The 17,030-nt window shown below is 71.3% G+C and carries 17 protein-coding genes and 1 other RNA gene; 7 read left to right on the top strand and 11 right to left on the bottom strand.

Annotation, left to right across the window (positions count from 1 at the left end; all coding sequences use genetic code 11):
• Complete coding sequence (locus N553_RS0111045) at window positions 1-1,143, top strand: bifunctional RNase H/acid phosphatase (RefSeq protein ID WP_028046567.1); 1,143 nt, start codon at window positions 1-3, stop codon at window positions 1,141-1,143.
• On the opposite strand, the gene N553_RS0111040 is transcribed toward N553_RS0111045, so the two are convergent.
• Both N553_RS0111040 and N553_RS25645 read right to left on the bottom strand, forming a co-directional pair.
• Window positions 1,140-2,300, bottom strand: a complete 1,161-nt coding sequence (locus tag N553_RS0111040) for an SLC13 family permease (protein WP_028046566.1) — start codon at window positions 2,298-2,300, stop codon at window positions 1,140-1,142. The genes N553_RS0111045 and N553_RS0111040 overlap by 4 nt on opposite strands.
• Window positions 2,297-3,079, bottom strand: a complete 783-nt coding sequence (locus N553_RS25645; protein WP_028046565.1) for a YaaA family protein — start codon at window positions 3,077-3,079, stop codon at window positions 2,297-2,299. The genes N553_RS0111040 and N553_RS25645 overlap by 4 nt, the downstream gene beginning before the upstream one ends.
• 47 nt (window positions 3,080-3,126) lie before the next feature.
• Between N553_RS25645 and N553_RS0111030 the strand changes: the two genes are divergently transcribed.
• Together N553_RS0111030 and rnpB are read left to right on the top strand one after the other, a co-directional pair.
• On the top strand, window positions 3,127-3,510 hold the full coding sequence (locus tag N553_RS0111030; RefSeq protein WP_028046564.1) for a tautomerase family protein: 384 nt from the start codon (window positions 3,127-3,129) through the stop codon (window positions 3,508-3,510).
• 36 nt (window positions 3,511-3,546) lie between these two features.
• Window positions 3,547-3,929, top strand: an RNA gene (rnpB, locus tag N553_RS24350) — RNase P RNA component class A.
• Here the strand turns inward: rnpB and N553_RS0111025 are convergent.
• Window positions 3,923-4,483, bottom strand: a complete 561-nt coding sequence (locus N553_RS0111025) for a CGNR zinc finger domain-containing protein (protein WP_028046563.1) — start codon at window positions 4,481-4,483, stop codon at window positions 3,923-3,925. The genes rnpB and N553_RS0111025 overlap by 7 nt on opposite strands.
• Before the next feature lie 86 nt (window positions 4,484-4,569).
• Here N553_RS0111025 and N553_RS0111020 point away from each other — a divergent pair, with 86 nt between their 5' ends.
• Window positions 4,570-5,538 carry a DMT family transporter gene (locus tag N553_RS0111020; protein WP_028046562.1) on the top strand — a complete coding sequence of 323 codons (969 nt, stop codon included), beginning with the start codon at window positions 4,570-4,572 and terminating at the stop codon, window positions 5,536-5,538.
• 15 nt (window positions 5,539-5,553) lie between these two features.
• Here N553_RS0111020 and N553_RS22295 read toward each other — a convergent pair whose 3' ends face one another.
• Genes N553_RS22295 through map form a run of 5 tightly spaced genes read right to left on the bottom strand, consistent with a single transcriptional unit; the run spans window position 5,554 to window position 8,730 of the window.
• Window positions 5,554-5,961 (bottom strand): VOC family protein, encoded by a 408-nt coding sequence (locus N553_RS22295; protein WP_034621798.1) that lies wholly within the window; start codon window positions 5,959-5,961, stop codon window positions 5,554-5,556.
• Between the two features lie 33 nt (window positions 5,962-5,994).
• Window positions 5,995-6,282, bottom strand: coding sequence for a DUF6191 domain-containing protein (locus N553_RS0111010; protein ID WP_034621796.1), 288 nt, complete (start codon window positions 6,280-6,282; stop codon window positions 5,995-5,997).
• Between the two features lie 32 nt (window positions 6,283-6,314).
• The gene (locus N553_RS22290) at window positions 6,315-7,079 is read right to left on the bottom strand and encodes an MBL fold metallo-hydrolase (RefSeq protein ID WP_051640079.1); all 765 of its coding nucleotides are present in this window, start codon (window positions 7,077-7,079) and stop codon (window positions 6,315-6,317) included.
• A gap of 2 nt (window positions 7,080-7,081) precedes the next feature.
• A complete protein-coding gene (gene ppgK, locus N553_RS0111000; RefSeq protein ID WP_028046560.1) occupies window positions 7,082-7,861 on the bottom strand; it encodes a polyphosphate--glucose phosphotransferase in 780 nt (259 codons plus the stop codon).
• Window positions 7,858-8,730, bottom strand: coding sequence for a type I methionyl aminopeptidase (gene map, locus N553_RS0110995; protein ID WP_369796705.1), 873 nt, complete (start codon window positions 8,728-8,730; stop codon window positions 7,858-7,860). The genes ppgK and map overlap by 4 nt, the downstream gene beginning before the upstream one ends.
• Window positions 8,731-8,794: 64 nt before the next feature.
• Here map and N553_RS25075 point away from each other — a divergent pair, with 64 nt between their 5' ends.
• Entirely contained in the window at window positions 8,795-8,965 is a 171-nt protein-coding gene (locus tag N553_RS25075) for an SPOR domain-containing protein (protein WP_156043807.1), read from the top strand.
• 1 nt (window position 8,966) lies between these two features.
• Here the strand turns inward: N553_RS25075 and N553_RS0110985 are convergent, their stop codons facing one another.
• The 3 genes from N553_RS0110985 to N553_RS0110975 are packed head-to-tail and all read right to left on the bottom strand — an operon-like array spanning window position 8,967 to window position 12,459.
• Entirely contained in the window at window positions 8,967-9,950 is a 984-nt protein-coding gene (locus N553_RS0110985) for an endonuclease/exonuclease/phosphatase family protein (RefSeq protein ID WP_028046558.1), read from the bottom strand.
• Window positions 9,947-10,759, bottom strand: coding sequence for a 3-methyl-2-oxobutanoate hydroxymethyltransferase (panB, locus tag N553_RS0110980; RefSeq protein WP_028046557.1), 813 nt, complete (start codon window positions 10,757-10,759; stop codon window positions 9,947-9,949). The genes N553_RS0110985 and panB overlap by 4 nt, the downstream gene beginning before the upstream one ends.
• A gap of 23 nt (window positions 10,760-10,782) precedes the next feature.
• The gene (locus N553_RS0110975) at window positions 10,783-12,459 is read right to left on the bottom strand and encodes an NAD+ synthase (RefSeq protein ID WP_028046556.1); all 1,677 of its coding nucleotides are present in this window, start codon (window positions 12,457-12,459) and stop codon (window positions 10,783-10,785) included.
• Between the two features lie 118 nt (window positions 12,460-12,577).
• Here N553_RS0110975 and glnA point away from each other — a divergent pair, with 118 nt between their 5' ends.
• Complete coding sequence (gene glnA, locus N553_RS0110970; protein ID WP_028046555.1) at window positions 12,578-13,915, top strand: type I glutamate--ammonia ligase; 1,338 nt, start codon at window positions 12,578-12,580, stop codon at window positions 13,913-13,915.
• Window positions 13,912-16,941, top strand: a complete 3,030-nt coding sequence (locus tag N553_RS0110965; protein ID WP_028046554.1) for a bifunctional [glutamine synthetase] adenylyltransferase/[glutamine synthetase]-adenylyl-L-tyrosine phosphorylase — start codon at window positions 13,912-13,914, stop codon at window positions 16,939-16,941. The genes glnA and N553_RS0110965 overlap by 4 nt, the downstream gene beginning before the upstream one ends.
• The last annotated feature ends 89 nt before the right edge of the window (window positions 16,942-17,030 follow it).

The raw sequence follows: 17,030 nt of genomic DNA, 5'->3' as shown, positions 1-17,030 counted from the left end.
GTGGCGCGGCGGCTCGTCGTCGAGGCCGACGGTGGATCGCGGGGGAACCCCGGTCCGGCGGGCTACGGCGCGCTCGTGCGCGACGCTGAGACCGGCAACGTGCTTGCCGAGCGCGCGGACTACCTCGGCATCGTGTCCAACAACGTGGCCGAGTACTCCGGGCTCGTCGCCGGGCTGCGTGCGGCGGTCGAGATCGACCCGGCTGCCGAGATCGAGGTCCGGATGGACTCGCGGCTCGTGATCGAGCAGATGCGCGGCGTCTGGCAGATCAAGCACGAGGACATGCGCCGGCTCGCTGCTGAGGCGCGTTCGGTGGTCGATCCGTCGGGCGTGACGTGGACCTGGGTGCCGCGCGCCGAGAACGGCGCGGCCGACCGCCTCGCGAACCTGGCGATGGACCGCAAGACTTCCCACGTGAGCGACGTCGCTGCACCGCCCCTCGGCCGGGCACCGCGCCCCTCCGGGGCCGGCGTCCGTTTCGACGAGGAACAACCCGTCACCATCGTGCTGGTCCGGCACGGGCAGACGACCATGACCGTCGCACGCGGCTACTCCGGCTCGGGCGTACCCGGTCCACCGCTCGACGACACGGGCATCGGCCAGGCGCACGCCGCCGCCGACCTCGTCGACAGGGTCGGTCGGGACCTGTGGGGCGACATCCCGTACCCGAGCCTGGTCATCGCGTCCCCGATGGTCCGCACCCAGATGACCGGTGCGATCATCGCCGAGCGGCTCGGGCTTCCGGTCCGGACCGACGCCACCTTCCAGGAGGCGAACTTCGGCGAGTGGGAAGGGCTGACCTCGGAGGAGATCAACGAGCGGTGGCCGGGCCAGCTCGAGCCGTGGCACACCGAGGCGAACCTGCGGCCACCGGGCGGCGAGTCGATCGAAGACGTCGGCATCCGCCTGAGGCGGGGGCTCGACGGGTTGCTCGACGAGGGCGTGGATCGCACGGTCGTCGTCGTGAGCCACGCGGTCTCGATCCGTGCCGCGCTCGGCGTCACCATGGGCGCGCAGCCGTCGTCGTGGAGCCAGCTGCGCGTCGCGCCCGCCTCGGTGAGCATCGTCCGGCTGTTCGAGGACCGTCGCAACGAGGTCGCTGTCGTCGGTGCACCGAGCGAAGGGTGGGGCGGCCGTCCCTAGTTCGTCGCGGCCAGTGCCAGCGTCGAGAGGACGACGGCCCCAGGTGCCAGCAGGAGTCCCTGCCTGACGATCGTCCGGGCGGGTACGTCGAGCATGACCGTGCGGCAGCGTTGCCACCACAGGACTGTCGCCAGCGAGCCCCAGGGTGTGACCAGTGCGCCGACCCCCGTGCCGACCAGCAGGGCCCCGATCCTCAACGGGTCACCCGCCATCGCGGGCTCCAGGGCCAGGTACGCCGGCAGGTTGTTGAGCCCGTTCGCGGCCAGTGCGCCCACACCGGCCACCCGCAGGAGCGCGCCGGCACCGTGTCCTTCTCCGGAGGCGTCGGCAAGGACCGTTCCCAGGCCGTGCGAGTGCAGCGTCTGGACGACGGCGAACAGGCCGAGCACCACGAGCAGCGTGCGCCAGGGGACCAGGTCGCCGGCCTGCACCGGAAGCTTCTGATGCCGGGCCAGCGTCACGGCGAGCAGGACGACCGCAGCCGCCACGGCAGTGGGCGCCGTCGGCGCGCCGATCGCGAAGGCGACGCCGAGGATGGCGACCATCACCGCTGACGCAATGAGCAGAGGCTTGTCTCGTGGCGGCCGGGGCAGGTTCGGGTCGAACCTGCCGCGAAGGACGCGCCTGTCTCGGAAGGCGAGCACGCTGACAGTGACGACGATCGCGACCAGTGCCGGAGCCCACATGAGGCCGAGGTACCCGACGCCCGCCTGCTTCAGGGCGTGGTCAGCCAGCAGGTTGGTCAGGTTGGACACCGGCAGGACCAGCGACGCGGTGTTGGCCAGCGCCAGGACGGCCAACGCGAACGGCAGGGGCGGAGTATGCGTGCGCCGGGCGAGTGCGATCACGACGGGAGTGAGCAGCACGGCCGTCGTGTCGAGCGACAGGACCGCCGTGCTCACGATCGCGAGCAGGACGACGAGCGCCCACAGGGCCCACCGTCTGTTCCGTGCCAGACGAGCGGCCAAGCCTGCCGCCTGCTCGAAGAGCCCGGCACCGGCACACATCTCGGCCACCACAGTCAGTCCCGCGACGAAGACCAGGATCGGCACAGTGCGTTCGGCGAGCTCCTGAGCGTCGTCCCGTGGGAGCCAGCCGGTCACGACGACCAGCACGGTCGCGAGGACCGCGACCAGCCACCAGGGGACCCGCCTCACGCGACGACGAGCGACAACGTCCGGGCGCCACGGGCCGGCGGTCCGAGCTCGACCGCCAGCAGGTCGGTGCCGACGAGCTCCCCGGCAACCCGGGCGAGGCTTCCGGCGTCGCCCGGAGCCTTCCCGCGGCGCGTGAGCAGGTGGCGGGTGAGGACTCCGCGCGTGTGCTTGGCACTGTGCGAGACCACGGAACGTGACCCGTCCGGCTCCTGACGCAGGACGCGCACGGCAACCCAGTCCGCGCTCGCCGGCGGGTGCCAAGCGGCCAGGTAGGTAGCGGACCGGCAGTCGACGACCAGCTCGCCCTCGGCGCGATGCTGCAGCTCGACGCCCAGGGCCGCCTTCCATGCGGCTGCGAGCGGCCCGATGCCCGGCAGGTCGGTGCCCATGGACAGTCGGTAGGCGGGGATCTGGTCGTCCGGCGTCACCAGCCCCCAGAGCCCGGACACGATCCGGACGCTCTCGGCCGCGCGCGCTCGCCCCGTCGGCGTCAGCCTGTCGAGGGCCGCTGCCGCGTAGAGCACCCCCGTGTAGACCTTCTTCGCGGGTGCCGTCGGCGCACGGCGCAGGCTGATGTTGCGCGCCACGTCGTCGGCCAGGCTCGGTCCGACGCCCAAGACCTCGAGCGCGTCGGGTGCCGCGCTGACCTGGGCGAGCGCGTCGAGCACCTTCTCCCGCAGAGGCGTCAGCCCAGGGGAGGACAGGGCGTCAAGGTCGAGCAGGGGGCCGCGGGCGCGCGGCGGCGTCTTGCCCTCGGAGGGCGGCAGGAGCACGAGCACGCCTGAACTGTAGGCTCCGCGGCACGAGCCAGCGCGAGGAGGACCACATGGCGCACGTGAAGATCTATGGCCGGCGCGACGTCTGGCAGGACCGCCGCGGCTCGGTGTCGGACGCGGTGCACCGCGCCATCGTCGGGACCTGGGGACTTCCTCCCGAGAAGCGCTTCCACCGGTTCTTCCTGCTCGACGCCGACGACCTCGTCGCGCCGCGGTCGAACGACTACCTGGTGATCGAGGTCCTCTGCTTCACGGGCCGATCCGTCGCTGCCAGGCGCGCGCTGATCGCTGCCTTCTTCGACGACGTCGCACCGACCCTCGGCCTGACCGCCGACGACCTCGAGATCATCATCATCGAGAGCCCGCCGGAGAACTGGGGCATCCGAGGCGTCTCAGGGGACGAGCTGTCGCTGGACTACCGCGTCGACGTCTGAGCGGTCTCGGTCTGTCGCGTAGGCTGACGGCGCGGATGAGTCAGTCAGGCGGTCGCGTCGGGCCTTCGGGCCCGCCGAGGAACGTCCGGGCTCCGCAGAGCAGGGTGGTGGGTAACGCCCACCCGGGGTGACCCGCGGGAAAGTGCCACAGAAAACAGACCGCCGGCTCAGCTCGCTGGGCCGGTAAGGGTGAAACGGTGGTGTAAGAGACCACCAGCGTGCCGGGTGACCGGTGCGGCTCGGTAAACCCCACCCGGAGCAAGGCCAGACAGGGAGTGTTCGAGGGCTGCTCGCCCGAGCTCCCGGGTAGGCCGCTGGAGGCGTGCGGCAACGTACGTCGTAGAGGGATGGCCGCCACTCGCGCAGCTGCGGGCAACCGTGCGCGAGGACAGAACCCGGCGTATCGACTGACTCATCCGCTCTCAGCGCTCTGCGCCCGGCGCGCACGGTATGCGGCGACGTGGGCGCGGTTGGCGCAGCCGTTGACGTCGCAGAACCGGCGCGAGCGGTTGCGCGACAGGTCGACGAGGACCGCGTCGCAGTCGTCGGCCGCGCAGTGCTCCAGGCGGTCGTACTCGTCGCTGCGCACGACGTCGGCCATCGCCATCGCGGTCTCGACGAGCACCACGGTTGCGAGCCCGGCGTCGGGCGCTGTGCCGTGCAGGTGCCAGTCGACGTCGCCGTGCCGGGTGAGGAACGGGATGGCGCCCCCGCGCGCCAGCATCTCGTTCACCATCGGCGCCGCCGCGTCGCGGTCGACCTCCCACAGTGCGGCGATCCGGTCGCGGGCGTCACGGACCGCAGCCAGCTCGGCGCTGTCACCGTCGTGCCGGCCGGTGTAGCCCCAGCGGATGTAGAACTCGGTGATGTCCGCCGTGGTCGACATGCCATCGTGCCCGTCGCGACGGCGCGTGGTGTTCACCAGCTCCACGGCAGCAGCGATCATCATCTCGGTGTCAGGTGCAAATACCACTTTCACTCCTGTCGAGATCGGTCTACTGTCATGAGCGTAGTCCTTTTCACTCATGACAGTCCGCATCGCCGACGAGGAGCAACGCCATGGCCACGACAGCCGCGCGGAACCGGTCGGTCGGCATCGTCGCAGGGCTCGTCGCCGCGGTGGCCTTCGCGACCAGCGGGCCCGTGGTCAAGCCGCTGCTGGTCGCAGGCTGGTCACCGGGTGCGGCGATCCTCGTCCGCCTGTCGGTCGCGGCCCTGCTCTTGGGCGCTCCCGCCGCGTGGGCGCTGCGCGGACGCTGGTACCTCCTGCGAGACGAATGGCGCACCGTGCTCGGGTTCGGGGTCCTCGGGGTCGCGACGGCGTCGACGATGTACTACCTCGCGGTCGACCGTCTGCCCGTCGCCGTCGCCCTGCTCGTCGAGTACATGGGCCCGTTGCTGCTCGTGGCGTGGCGGTGGGCACGCGAGCGCACGGCACCCGAGCGGGCGACGCTGGCCGGTGCGGCGCTGGCGACCGGAGGGCTCGTCCTGGTCCTCGACCTGACCGGCTCGCTCGAGCTCGACCCGACAGGACTCGCGTTCGCGCTGCTCTCGACCGTCGGCAACGCCGCGTACTTCGCGCTCACCGGCCGCCCGACCGCGCTGCCACCGATCAGCCTGGCGGGTGCCGGGATGGCGGTCGGCGCACTCACGGTCGCCCTGGTCGCTGCGATCGGTGTGCTGCCCGTCGTCGCGCCCGACGTGGGCGTGGAGCTGCTCGGGGCGCACGTGCACTGGATCGTTCCCCTGCTGATCGTCGCCACCGTGCCCACCGCGCTCGCCTACGGGGTGAGTGCGACGTCGGTCCGACTGCTCGGGGAGCGGCTCGCGTCGTTCCTCGCGTTGACCGAGGTGCTGGTCGCCGTCCTGCTCGCGTGGGCGCTGGTGGGGGAGGCGCCCCTGCCCACCCAGGGTGCCGGGATGGTGCTCGTCGTCGCCGGGATCGCCCTGGTCCGTCGTGGGACCGCCGTGCCCGAACGCGTGTCGGTCGCTGTGCCGGAAACGTCAGTGCCGGTCGGGGCCGACTGACAGCGGGTCGACACGTCAGCCGGCAGCCTGCTGGGCCATGTGGGCAGCGACCTCAGCGGGGGTGCCCTTCAGGAGGCAGAATTCGTTGCCCTCCGGATCTGCGAGGACGTGCCACGTGACGTCGCCCTGGCCGATGTCGATGGGTCGGGCGCCCAAGGACAGCAGCCGTTCCAGCTCCGCGGCCTGGGACGAGCCGTTCGGTGGGCGGAGGTCGATGTGCAGCCGGTTCTTGGCCACCTTCACCTCGGAGACCCGCAGGAACAGCAGGTTGGCGGCGGAGCCGTCGGGTGGCGCGATCTCGACCTCGACACCGTCGTCTTCCGGCTCCCAGGCATAGATCCAGTCCAGGACCTCCCGCCACCAGGCGGCCAGGGTGTGCGGCTCGGCGGAGTCGATCACGAGCTGTGAGATCACCGGTGGCATGCGAGGCACGCTAGAGGCATCGTTCGATGCTCGCTACCGGGGATCGAGGCGCACGTGACCGGAGTCGAGGTCGACGGGTAGTGCTGCGTCCTCGGCGTGCTGGATATCGGCGTCCTGGCGCTCCTGCTCGGCGGTCAGGTGGATGTGGTTGGGCTGGAACACGTCGATCAGGTCACCGAGGAATCCACTGCCCGAGCCGGCTGGTGCGACGGGCCGCTGACGCGGGACCCGGCGGTCGAACCAACCGCGGGCGACCATCCGGTCGACTCCGTAGAGCGCCAACGCGGCGATCGCGACGACGCCCACGATGACCCAGACCATCGATCCATCGTCGCACGGCACAGCCGGGCAGCTCAGGCGGGCAGCGCGCTCCGCTGCGACTCGTGCGCCGCCACGAGCCACGCGGCGTGCAACCGGGGGTCGTCGGTCGACGAACCGGCGAGGTAGGCGAGATCGGCTGCCACGCGGGGAGCCAGCGGACCGACGTGACCGTGTCCGGGTACGACCAGGTGCGCGGTTCCGGCGAGCTGCGCGAGTGCGGCGCGGTAGGTGCCGACCGGGTCCGGCGACGACATGTCGAGCAACGGGATCTCGACATCGGACAGCAGGTCACCAGCGACGAGCACGTCGGCCGACGGGATGACCAGCGACGTGCTGCCGGGCGCATGGGCGTCGTGGGCGACGACGTGGATGGCCGGACCCGGCCAGTCGAGCTGACCGTCCACCACCGACGGGTACGGCACCGGTGGCGCGGCCCCGACAGGTGCGGGGGAGTCTCCCGGGGCGGCCGCCAGCGCGCGGGCGAGCTCGGGATCGTGGTCCCGCTCGTTCGTGAGGGTCTCGACGTCCACCGGCCAACCGGCTGACCAGCGCGGGAGGCCGGTGAACATCCCGCCGTCGAGCAGGTGGTCCCAGTGGCCGTGCGTCGACCACGCAGCGATCGGTCGCCAGCCGCGCCCCTGGATGGCCGACGAGAGGAGATCGATCTCGTGCGCGGTCACGCCGGGATCGACCACGAGGCACACCCCACCGGGTGCGACGACGACGGTCGACGTCGTCAGGTACACGGCGCTCGTCGCGACGTGCACTCCGTCGGCGACCTCGACCAGATCGTGCAACGTCAGCCGCGGAAGTCGGCGGCCAGCGCCGCGGCTCCGATAATCCCCGCGGCGTTGCGGAGCTCAGCGGGGACGATCTTCGTGCGGAGGTCCAGCAGCGGCAGGAACTTCTCGTGATGCTTGCTCACCCCGCCGCCGACGACGATCAGGTCTGGCCAGAACAGGTTCTCCACCACGGTGAAGTACCGCTGGAGCCGCTCGGCCCACGCCTCCCAGGACAGGTCGTCACGGTCGCGCGCGCTCTCGGCCGCCCTGGACTCCGCGTCGTGCCCGTCGATCTCCAGGTGGCCGAGCTCGGTGTTGGGCACGAGGTGCCCGTCGACGATCAGGGCGGAGCCGATGCCGGTCCCGAGCGTGACCACGAGGACCACCCCGTCGACCCCGCGCGCCGCACCGTAGAGCACCTCCGCGTACCCGGCGGCGTCCGCGTCGTTGACCGCGAGCACCTTGCGACCGGTGGCCTGCTGGACGGCCTTCTCGACGTTCGTGCCGATCCAGGACTTGTCGACGTTGGCCGCCGACTGTGCGACTCCGTGCAGGATCACCGCCGGGAACGTGACGCCGATCGGGACGTCCTTGTCCAGGTCGAAGGAGTCGACCACCTCGGCGACGGTCTTCGCCACAGCGTCCGGGGTGGACGGCTGCGGCGTCGGGATCCGCACCCGGTCGGCGGAGAACTCGCCGTCGTCGAGCGAGACCGGCGCGCCCTTGATGCCGCTGCCGCCGATGTCGACGCCGAACGCCGTACCGGGCCTGTTCGTGCTCTTCGGGTCGTGGCTCATGGCAGTGTCAGGATCTCCGCTCCGGTCTCGGTGACGAGCAGGGTGTGCTCGAACTGGGCACTGCGGCGACCGTCGGCGGTGAGCACCGTCCAGTCGTCGTCCCACATGACCCAGTCCGGGGTTCCGAGGTTCAGCATCGGCTCGATCGTGAAGACCATCCCCGGCTCGATGAGCGTGTCGTAGCCGGGTGCCGCGTCGTAGTGCGGGATGACGAGCCCGGTGTGGAAGGCCGGTCCGACGCCGTGCCCGGTGTAGTCGCGCACCACGCCGTAACCGAAGCGGGCGGCGTACTTCTCGATCACCCGCCCGATGATGTTGATCTCGCGCCCGGGTATGGCCGCCTTGATCGCCCGGGACAGGGCCTCCTGGGTCCGCGCGACGAGCAGGCGGGACTCCTCGTCCACGTCTCCGGCCAGGAACGTCGCGTTGTTGTCCCCGTGCACCCCGCCGATGTACGCCGTGACGTCGATGTTCACGATGTCGCCGTCCTCGACGACCGTGGAGTCGGGGATCCCGTGGCAGATGACCTCGTTGACCGACGTGCACAGCGACTTCGAGAACCCCCGGTAGCCCAGCGTCGAGGGATAGGCACCGTGGTCGATCAGGAACTCGTGGCCGATGGCGTCGAGCTGGTCGGTGGTGACACCCGGTTCGACGTGCTCACCGACCAGGGCCAGCGCTTGCGCCGCGAGGCGCGCAGCGACCCGGATGCGGTCGACCATGTCCTCGTCGAAGACGTTCGGACCCGTGTAGCGCGCCGGACCAGGGCGCCCCACGTACTCGGGGCGGGGGATCGACGACGGGACGGAGCGGCGAGCGCTGACGGTGCCCGGGACGAGGGCGCTGCGCGGCGCGTGGACGGACGACATACCTGGCAGTCTACGGAAGGGAGGGCATCGGAGCCGCGTGGTGCCCCGCAGAGAGGAGAGGGCGATGGCCGACGGGTTCTACTTCAACATCGAGACGCATCAGGTGGAGGAGGGCAGGCAGAGCGACTACACCAAGCTCATGGGCCCGTACCCGACGCGTGAGGCGGCGTCGCAGGCCCTGGAGACCGCGCGCAAGCGCAACCAGTCGTGGGACGAGCAGGACCAGCAGCGCTGAGTCAGCGCCGTTCGAGGATCGCGACGATGGGCCGGTGGTCGCTGCCGCCGGTGGCCGGCAGGACCGAGAAGTCCACGACGCGCCACGCGCGCCCGTCCACGAGGACGTGGTCGATCGGTGCGGCGAGCAAGGTCGGTGCCGACGACGGCCAGGTGCCCTGCGACGCCTCGCCGACCTCGCGGGCAGCGTCGACGCACGGACCGAGGTTCCGGAGCCCGGGATGGTCGAGGGTGGCGTTCAGGTCCCCGGCGACGATGGCGCCAGGCGTCGTCGCGCACGTGTGAGCGATCAGCGCGGTGTCCTGGCGCCACGCCTCCATGCTCGAGCGCGCCCCCGGTGAGATGGGGTGCGCCGCGACGATCACAGGGGACGCGGGGTCCTCTGGCTCCACCCGCAACGAGCCGAAGCGTGTGGGGAGCGACGTCGACGCGCCATAGCTGCCGAGCCGTTCACCGACGAGCAGCGTGGTGCCCGAGACGAACCCCCTGGTGCCCCCCGCCGTGCGCACCTGCATGGGGCGACCCGTCTGCGCCATGAGCGCTGCCACCTCGACGCCGGTCCGGTGCGACGTCTCAGGCAGCACGACCACATCCGCGTGGTGCGCGCTGATGAGCGCGAACAGCTCTGCCGGCGTGACGACGTCCAGGGTGTTGAACGACAGGACGACGACCCTGTCGTCGGAACCGGCCCCGTCGTCGGGACCGGCCCCGGCGGCCGGCCCGAGCGGCACGCTGCGATAGGCGAGGACCCCGACCTGAGCGAGAGCGCCGACGGCGAACGCCACCACGAGCGGGAACAGCACTCGCCTCCGGCGGGGCAGTGCGACGAGCACAGCCGCGATTCCCAGCGCACCGAGCCCGATGACGGCACGGAACGACACGAGCTGAGCGACCGGGTAGATGCCCGCGGCGACCGGCAGTGCCAGGCCGACCAGGACGGCGCAGACGACGAGCCCTGCCGCCAGGACCGTGCCGCGTACCGTCATGCGTCGAACTGGTGACCAGCGTCCGGGAACGTGCCGTTGCGAACCTCTTCCGCGTACGCGGTCGCCGCGGCGCTCAACGCGGCGCCCACCTCGCCGAACCGCTTGGCGAAGCGCGGTGACCAGTCGGTCATGCCGGCCATGTCGACCCAGACGAGCACCTGGCCGTCGCATCCGGTGCCGGCGCCGATACCGATGGTCGGGATCGCGACGATCTCCGTGATCCGCGCCGCGACGGGTGCAGGCACCATCTCGAGCACCACGGCGACGGCGCCGGCCGCGGCCACCGCGACGGCGTCCTCGCACAGCACCTCGGCGGCGTGGTCGCCTCGGCCTTGGACGCGCGGTCCGCCGAGCAGGTTCTCCGACTGCGGCGTGTAGCCCAGGTGCGCGACCACCGGGATGCCCGCATCCGTGAGCGCCTTGATCTGCGGGACCACCCGCTTGCCACCTTCGAACTTCACGGCGGCGACGCCGGTCTCCTTCATCATCCGCACCGCCGTCACGAGCGCCTGCTCGGGGCCGGCCTCGTACGAACCGAACGGGAGGTCGGCGACGACGAAAGCGCGCTGCGCCGCCCGGGCGACGGCGCGCGCAGGCGGGATCAGGTCGTCGACGGTCACGGGAAGCGTCGTGGTGTGCCCGTGCATCGTGTTCCCGATCGAGTCACCGACCAGGAGCATGTCGATGCCCGCGGCGTCGAAGATGTGCGCGGTCACGGCGTCATAGGCGGTGAGCATGGTCAGCCGCTCACCGCGCTCCTTGGCCTCGCGCAGGTGGTGCACGCGCATCCGCTTGGGGGTCTGGCTCATCTCGTCAGTGCTCCTGTAGTCGGTCAGGCTTCTCGCCACGCTGCGGTGATCGGAAGGCGTCGGTCGCGACCGAATGCCAGCGCCGTCACCTTGGTGCCCAGGGGGTACTGGCGTCGTTTCCACTCGGCCCGGTCGACCAGGGCAAGGACCTTGTCGACGACCTCCGGGTCGAACCCGCGGGCGAGCAGCTCCGGCCGACCTTCGGCATTCTCGACGTAGGCGTCGAGCACCTCGTCGAGAAGGTCGTACGCCGGGAGCGAGTCCTGGTCGGTCTGTCCGGGACGGAGCTCGGCGGACGGCGGCTTCGTGATCGACGACTCCGGGATCGGCGGGAGCTCGCCGGCGTCGAGCGCCGCGTTGTTCCGCCAGCGGGCGAGCTTCCAGACGCGGGACTTGTCGATGTCCTTGATCGGGGCGAAGCCTCCGATGCTGCCCGCGTCGTAGATCGTGGTGTAGCCCGTTGCGAGCTCGGACTTGTTTCCGGGTGCGATGACCAGGTGACCTTCGCGGTTGGAGATCGCCATGAGGATCACGCCGCGGACGCGGGCCTGCAGGTTCTCGGCGGCGACGCCGTCCAGCGGGATCTCGCTCTCGAACGCGTCGACCATCGTCTTGATCGGCTGCACCCGGTAGTCGGCACCGATGCGCTTGGCGAGGTCCTCGGCGTCGTCCTTGCTGTGGTCGGAGGAGTAGACCGAGGGCATCGAGACGCCGACCACGTTCTCGCCCCCGATGGCGTCGGCGGCGATCGCGGCGACGAGCGCCGAGTCGATGCCCCCCGACAGACCGAGCAGGACGGTGCGGAAGCCGTTCTTGCGCACGTACCCCCGCAGCCCCGCGACGAGTGCCTGGTAGACCTCCTCGTCGGGGTCGAGCGCCCGTGCCCTGGGGCCCTCGGACGGTGCGTCGTCGTCGTCCAGCAGGTCCCACACGAGCAGCTGCTCCTCGAACTGCGGGGCGCTGGTCAGGACGCGGCCGTCGGTCGCGATCACGAACGAGCCACCGTCGAACACGAGGTCGTCCTGCGCGCCGACCAGGTTCACGTAGGCGACGGGAGCCTGCACCTCGTGGGCGCGGCGGGCGGCCAGCTCGACGCGCTGGTGCCCCTTGCCCTCCTCGTACGGCGACGCGTTGAGTACCACCAGGAGCGACACCTCCTGCTCGTCCATCTGGGAGACGGGTCCACCGTCCTGCCAGATGTCCTCGCAGACCACCACGCCCACGCGTCGCCCCTGCACGTCGATGACCATGACGTCGTCGCCGGGCGCGAAGATCCGGTACTCGTCGAAGACGCCGTAGTTGGGCAGGTGGTGCTTGTTGTAGCGCGCCTGCACCCGGCCGTGCTGCAGCAGGACCGCCTGGTTGGTGGGCCGACGAGGCCCCTCAGGCGCGTGCGGTGCGCTGACGGGTGTGACCGACCGCTCGCCGACCGTTCCCACGAGAACCGCCAGGTCCCCGAGCCCGTCGTCGGCGAGCTCGGCGGCGACGCGCTGGAGCGCCCCCTCGGCTCCTCGCCGGAACGACGAGCGCAGGGCGAGATCCTCGATCGGGTAGCCGGTGAGCGTCATCTCGGGGAACACGACGAGGTCGGCGCCCGCGTCCGCGGCTCTGCGCGACCAGGCGAGCACCGCGTCGGCGTTGGCCGCGACGTCACCCACTCGCGTGTCGATCTGCGCCAGTGCGACGCGGGCGTGAGGCATGTGTCCGAGCGTAACCATCAGGTCGGCGGGACGGCTTCCAGGGTGGCGCGACTCACGCCAGTAACCCACCCCGGACAGTGACGCTCGGAACAGTGGTTCATCAGGCAGGATGTACCGCATGGACAGGCAGCAGGAGTTCGTGCTCCGCACAGTCGAGGAGCGGGACATCCGCTTCATCCGCCTCTGGTTCACCGACGTGCTCGGGATCCTCAAGTCGGTGGCGGTCGCCCCGGCTGAGCTCGAGGCCGCGTTCTCGGAGGGCATCGGGTTCGACGGGAGCGCGATCGAGGGCCTGACGCGGGTGTACGAGGCGGACATGATCGCCCGCCCCGACCCGTCGACGTTCCAGGTGCTGCCCTGGCGCGGTGAGCGGCACGGAACCGCGCGCATGTTCTGCGACCTGCTGACGCCCAACGGTGAGCCGTCGCTGGCCGACTCGCGCAACGTGCTCAAGCGCGCGCTGTCCCGCGCGGCCGAGCAGGGGTTCACGTTCTACACGCACCCCGAGGTCGAGTTCTATCTGTTCGACGCACCCGCGGACCCGACCCAGCCGCTCGTGCCGGTCGACCAGGGCGGCTACTTCGACCACGTGCCGCGCGGGACCGCCCACGACTTCCGGCGTGCCGCGATCACGATGCTCGAGTCGATGGGCATCTCGGTGGAGTTCTCCCACCACGAGGCGGGCCCTGGTCAGAACGAGATCGACCTGCGGTACGCCGACGCCCTCACGACCGCGGACAACATCATGACGTTCCGCACGGTGGTCAAGGAGGTCGCGCTCGAGCAGGGCGTGTTCGCGTCGTTCATGCCGAAGCCGCTGGCCGACCAGCCGGGCTCCGGGATGCACACCCACCTGTCGCTGTTCCAGGGTGACGCCAACGCGTTCCACGAGTCGGGTGGGCACCTCGAGCTGTCGAAGACTGCCAAGTCGTTCATCGCCGGCCTGCTCAAGCACGCCGCCGAGATCACGGCGGTCACCAACCAGTTCGTGAACTCCTACAAGCGGCTCTGGGGAGGCGCTGAGGCGCCGAGCTACATCTGCTGGGGTCACAACAACCGCTCGGCCCTGGTCCGCGTGCCGATGTACAAGCCCGGCAAGGGCAACTCGAGCCGCATCGAGTACCGCGCTGTGGACTCAGCGACCAACCCGTACCTCGCGTTCGCGGTCATCCTCAACGCCGGCCTCAAGGGCATCGAGGAGGGCTACGAGTTCCCCGAGGGCGCCGAGGACGACGTCTGGGAGCTGACCGACTCCGAGCGGCGGGCTCTGGGCATCGAGCCGCTGCCCACCTCGCTCGACGCGGCCATCTCCATCATGGAGAAGTCCGAGCTGGTCGCCGAGACGCTCGGCGAGCACGTGTTCGACTACTTCCTGCGCAACAAGCGCCAGGAGTGGGACGCCTACGCCGCTCAGGTCACGCCGTACGAGCTGCGGCGGTTCCTGCCGGTCCTGTGACGGTCGCGTCCTCGGGCCGTGGCTCGCTCGCCGGGCGGCTGACCCGCGCGGGCGTCCTGGACGCCGCGCGCGCGCAGACGCTCCTGGACGATCCGGCGCTGCTCCGGGTCGTCGACTCACCGGCCGACCTCCTGGTCGGTGCGCTGACGGAGGTCGCCGACCCTGACCAGGCGCTGCTCGCGCTCGCGAAGCTGGCGGCATCGGCAGCCGAGGACCCTGGAGTCCTGCGGGGGATCCTGTCGCAGGACGGTGGCCCGCGCGCACGGCTCCTCGCGGTGGTGGGCGCATCGGTCGCGCTCGGCGACACGCTGGTCGCCCACCCCGAGGCGCTGAGCATCCTGCTCGACGAGGCACCCGGAACCGGCGTCCCGGTCGAGGCTGTGCGCGCCGAGCTGCTCACCGCGGTCGGTGCAGACCCGGCGGCGGACGTCCCGGTCGCAGCCCTGGCCGGGTCGGCCGGTATCGACGCGATGCGCAGGGCGTACCGGTTCCGGCTGCTGCGGATCGCCGCGACCGACCTGACGAGCAACGACCCGCTCAGCCGGCTTCCGGGCGTCGCGGCGGCGCTCGCCGACCTCGCCGCGGCGGCGCTGGAGGCGGCGCTCGCGCTCGCACGCGCCGAGCTCGACGACCACGGCTTGGGCGTCCGGCTGTCCGTGATCGGCATGGGCAAGTGCGGCGGGCGCGAGCTCAACTACGTCAGCGACGTCGACGTCATCTATGTGGCGGAGCCCGTCGACGGTGTCGACGAGGCCGAGGCGCTCTCGGTCGGCGCGCGGCTCGCGGCCGGCCTCGCTCGGGCGTGCTCGACGCCGTCGACCGAGCCTGCGCTCTGGCCGGTGGACGCCGCGCTGCGGCCCGAGGGCAAGAACGGCCCGCTGGTCCGCACGATCGCGAGCCACAAGGCGTACTACGAGCGGTGGGCCAAGACGTGGGAGTTCCAGGCGCTGCTCAAGGCCCGTCCGCTCGCCGGTGACCGTGCGCTCGGCGAGGAGTACGTCGCGATGACGCAGCCGTTCGTGTGGGGAGCGGTCACGCGCGAGCACTTCGTCGAGGACTCGCAGGCCATGCGGCGCCGGGTCGAGAGCTACGTGCCAGCGGCTGAGGCGGACCGGCAGATCAAGCTCGGCGTCGGCGGCCTGCGCGACGTCGAGTTCACCGTGCAGCTCCTGCAGCTCGTGCACGGCAGGGCCGACGAGTCGATCCGCAGCCCCAGCACCTTGACGGCGCTGGCCGCCCTGGCTGCGGGCGGTTACGTCGGGCGGTCGCACGCGGCCCAGCTGGCCGTCTGCTACCGGCTGATGCGCGCGCTCGAGCACCGCATCCAGCTGCACCGCCTGCGTCGCACGCATCTCATGCCCACCGCTGAGCCCGACCTGCGTCGCCTCGCCCGGTCGGTCGGGATGCGCGCCGAGGGCGCCGAAGGCCTTCTGGAACGATGGAAGGCTGCCAAGCGCGACGTCCGCGGCCTGCACGAGGAGCTCTTCTACCGCCCGCTCCTGCCGGCCACCGCGCAGCTGTCGGCGGAGGAGGCGAGCCTGTCTCCCGACGAGGCGCGCGCCCGCCTCGCGGCGATCGGCTACCTCGACCCGTCGGGCGCCATGCGGCACATCGCAGCGCTCACGGAAGGTCTCTCCCGGCGCGCCGCGATCCAACGTCAGCTCCTGCCGGTGATGCTCGGGTGGTTCGCGGACGGCGCGGACCCCGATGGTGGCCTGCTGGCGTTCCGCCGGCTCTCGGACGAGCTCGGTTCCACGCACTGGTACCTCAAGCTGCTCCGCGACTCCGGCACGGCGGCGGGGCGGCTGGCCCGCGTGCTGTCGACGAGCCGGTACGTCGCCGACGCCCTGACCCGGTCGCCCGAGTCGGTGACGTGGCTCGCCGACGACGCCGACCTGGAGCCGCGCACCTACGAGCGGTTGACGGCCGAGGCGGACGCCATCCTGACGCGGTCGGACGAACCGGTGAAGGCGGTCACGTCCCTGCGGGGTCTGCGTCGTAGGGAGCTCGCGCGCACCGCCGCAGCCGACGTCACCGGAACGGTCACGGGGACCCGCGCCTCCCGGAGCCTGAGTGTCGCAGCCGACGTCGTGCTGGTCGGTGCCCTGCGGGTGGCCGAGTGGGAGGCCCGCTCGCAGCGCGGTCTGGACGAGAGCCCGACGCGGATGCTCGTGGTCGCGATGGGGCGCTGGGGTGGCCGGGAGATGGGCTACTCCTCCGACGCCGACGTCCTGTTCGTGCACGATCCGCGTCCGGGTGCGGACGGTGTGCTTGCGCAGGAGTTCGCCCTGTCGGTCACCACGACCCTGCGGACTCTGCTCGGCACGGTCGGTCCGGAGCCCACCCTCGAGGTCGACGCCGACCTGCGTCCCGAGGGCCGCAACGGTCCGATGGTCCGGTCATTCGACTCCTACGCCGAGTACTACGACCGCTGGTCGTCCCCGTGGGAGAGCCAGGCGCTGCTCAGGGCCCGTCCGGTCGCCGGTGACCTCGAGCTGGGGGAGCGGTTCGTCGACCTCGTCGCCCCCCTGAGGTACCCGCAGGGCGGTGTCGACCCTTCTGTCGAGCGCGAGATCCGCCGGATCAAGGCGCGGGTCGAGTCCGAGCGGCTGCCCCGGGGTGTCGAGCCCGCGCGCCACCTCAAGCTCGGCCGCGGTGGGATCTCCGACGTCGAGTGGACCGCGCAGCTCCTCCAGCTCCAGCACGCGCACGACGTTCCGGGCCTGCGCACGACCGAGACGCTCGAGGCGCTCGACGCCGCAGCGACCGCGGGGCTTCTCGACGTCGACGATGCGCGTGTTCTGACCGAGGCGTGGGTGCTGGCGTCGCGGCTGCGCGATGGCAACGTGCTCTGGACCGGTCGCGGCGGGGCCCACGCCGACGTCCTGCCGCACGACCGGCAGGCACTGGCAGGTCTGGCACGCGTTGTCGGCTATCCCGCCGGTTCAGGCGGCGAGCTCGAGCAGGACTATCTGCGGACCGCACGACGGGCCCGGACCGTCGTCGAACGAGTCTTCTACGGCTGACCTGCCGCGGCGCCTCGCGCGGTGACCTGCGGAACTGCCATGCTCGACCAGACATCGTGCATATGCGACATCCTGCAGTTCACCCGTGC

Origin of the sequence: Cellulomonas sp. URHE0023 (assembly GCF_000688475.1) — a bacterium.
GTDB lineage: Bacteria > Actinomycetota > Actinomycetes > Actinomycetales > Cellulomonadaceae > Cellulomonas.
The sequence above is the reverse complement of the archived record's forward strand: the minus strand, read 5'-3'. Positions and strand labels throughout refer to the sequence as shown.

Bases quoted from the DNA above. Each gene is read 5' to 3' on its own strand.
- N553_RS0111030 (WP_028046564.1), top strand. From the start codon at position 3,127: ATGGCGCACGTGAAGATCTATGGCCGGCGCGACGTCTGGCAGGACCGC.
- N553_RS0111020 (WP_028046562.1), top strand. From the start codon at position 4,570: ATGGCCACGACAGCCGCGCGGAACCGGTCGGTCGGCATCGTCGCAGGG.
- N553_RS22295 (WP_034621798.1), bottom strand. From the start codon at position 5,961: ATGCCACCGGTGATCTCACAGCTCGTGATCGACTCCGCCGAGCCGCAC.
- N553_RS0111010 (WP_034621796.1), bottom strand. From the start codon at position 6,282: ATGGTCTGGGTCATCGTGGGCGTCGTCGCGATCGCCGCGTTGGCGCTC.
- ppgK (WP_028046560.1), bottom strand. From the start codon at position 7,861: ATGAGCCACGACCCGAAGAGCACGAACAGGCCCGGTACGGCGTTCGGC.
- map (WP_369796705.1), bottom strand. From the start codon at position 8,730: ATGTCGTCCGTCCACGCGCCGCGCAGCGCCCTCGTCCCGGGCACCGTC.
- N553_RS25075 (WP_156043807.1), top strand. From the start codon at position 8,795: ATGGCCGACGGGTTCTACTTCAACATCGAGACGCATCAGGTGGAGGAG.
- N553_RS0110985 (WP_028046558.1), bottom strand. From the start codon at position 9,950: ATGACGGTACGCGGCACGGTCCTGGCGGCAGGGCTCGTCGTCTGCGCC.
- panB (WP_028046557.1), bottom strand. From the start codon at position 10,759: ATGAGCCAGACCCCCAAGCGGATGCGCGTGCACCACCTGCGCGAGGCC.
- N553_RS0110975 (WP_028046556.1), bottom strand. From the start codon at position 12,459: ATGCCTCACGCCCGCGTCGCACTGGCGCAGATCGACACGCGAGTGGGT.
- glnA (WP_028046555.1), top strand. From the start codon at position 12,578: ATGGACAGGCAGCAGGAGTTCGTGCTCCGCACAGTCGAGGAGCGGGAC.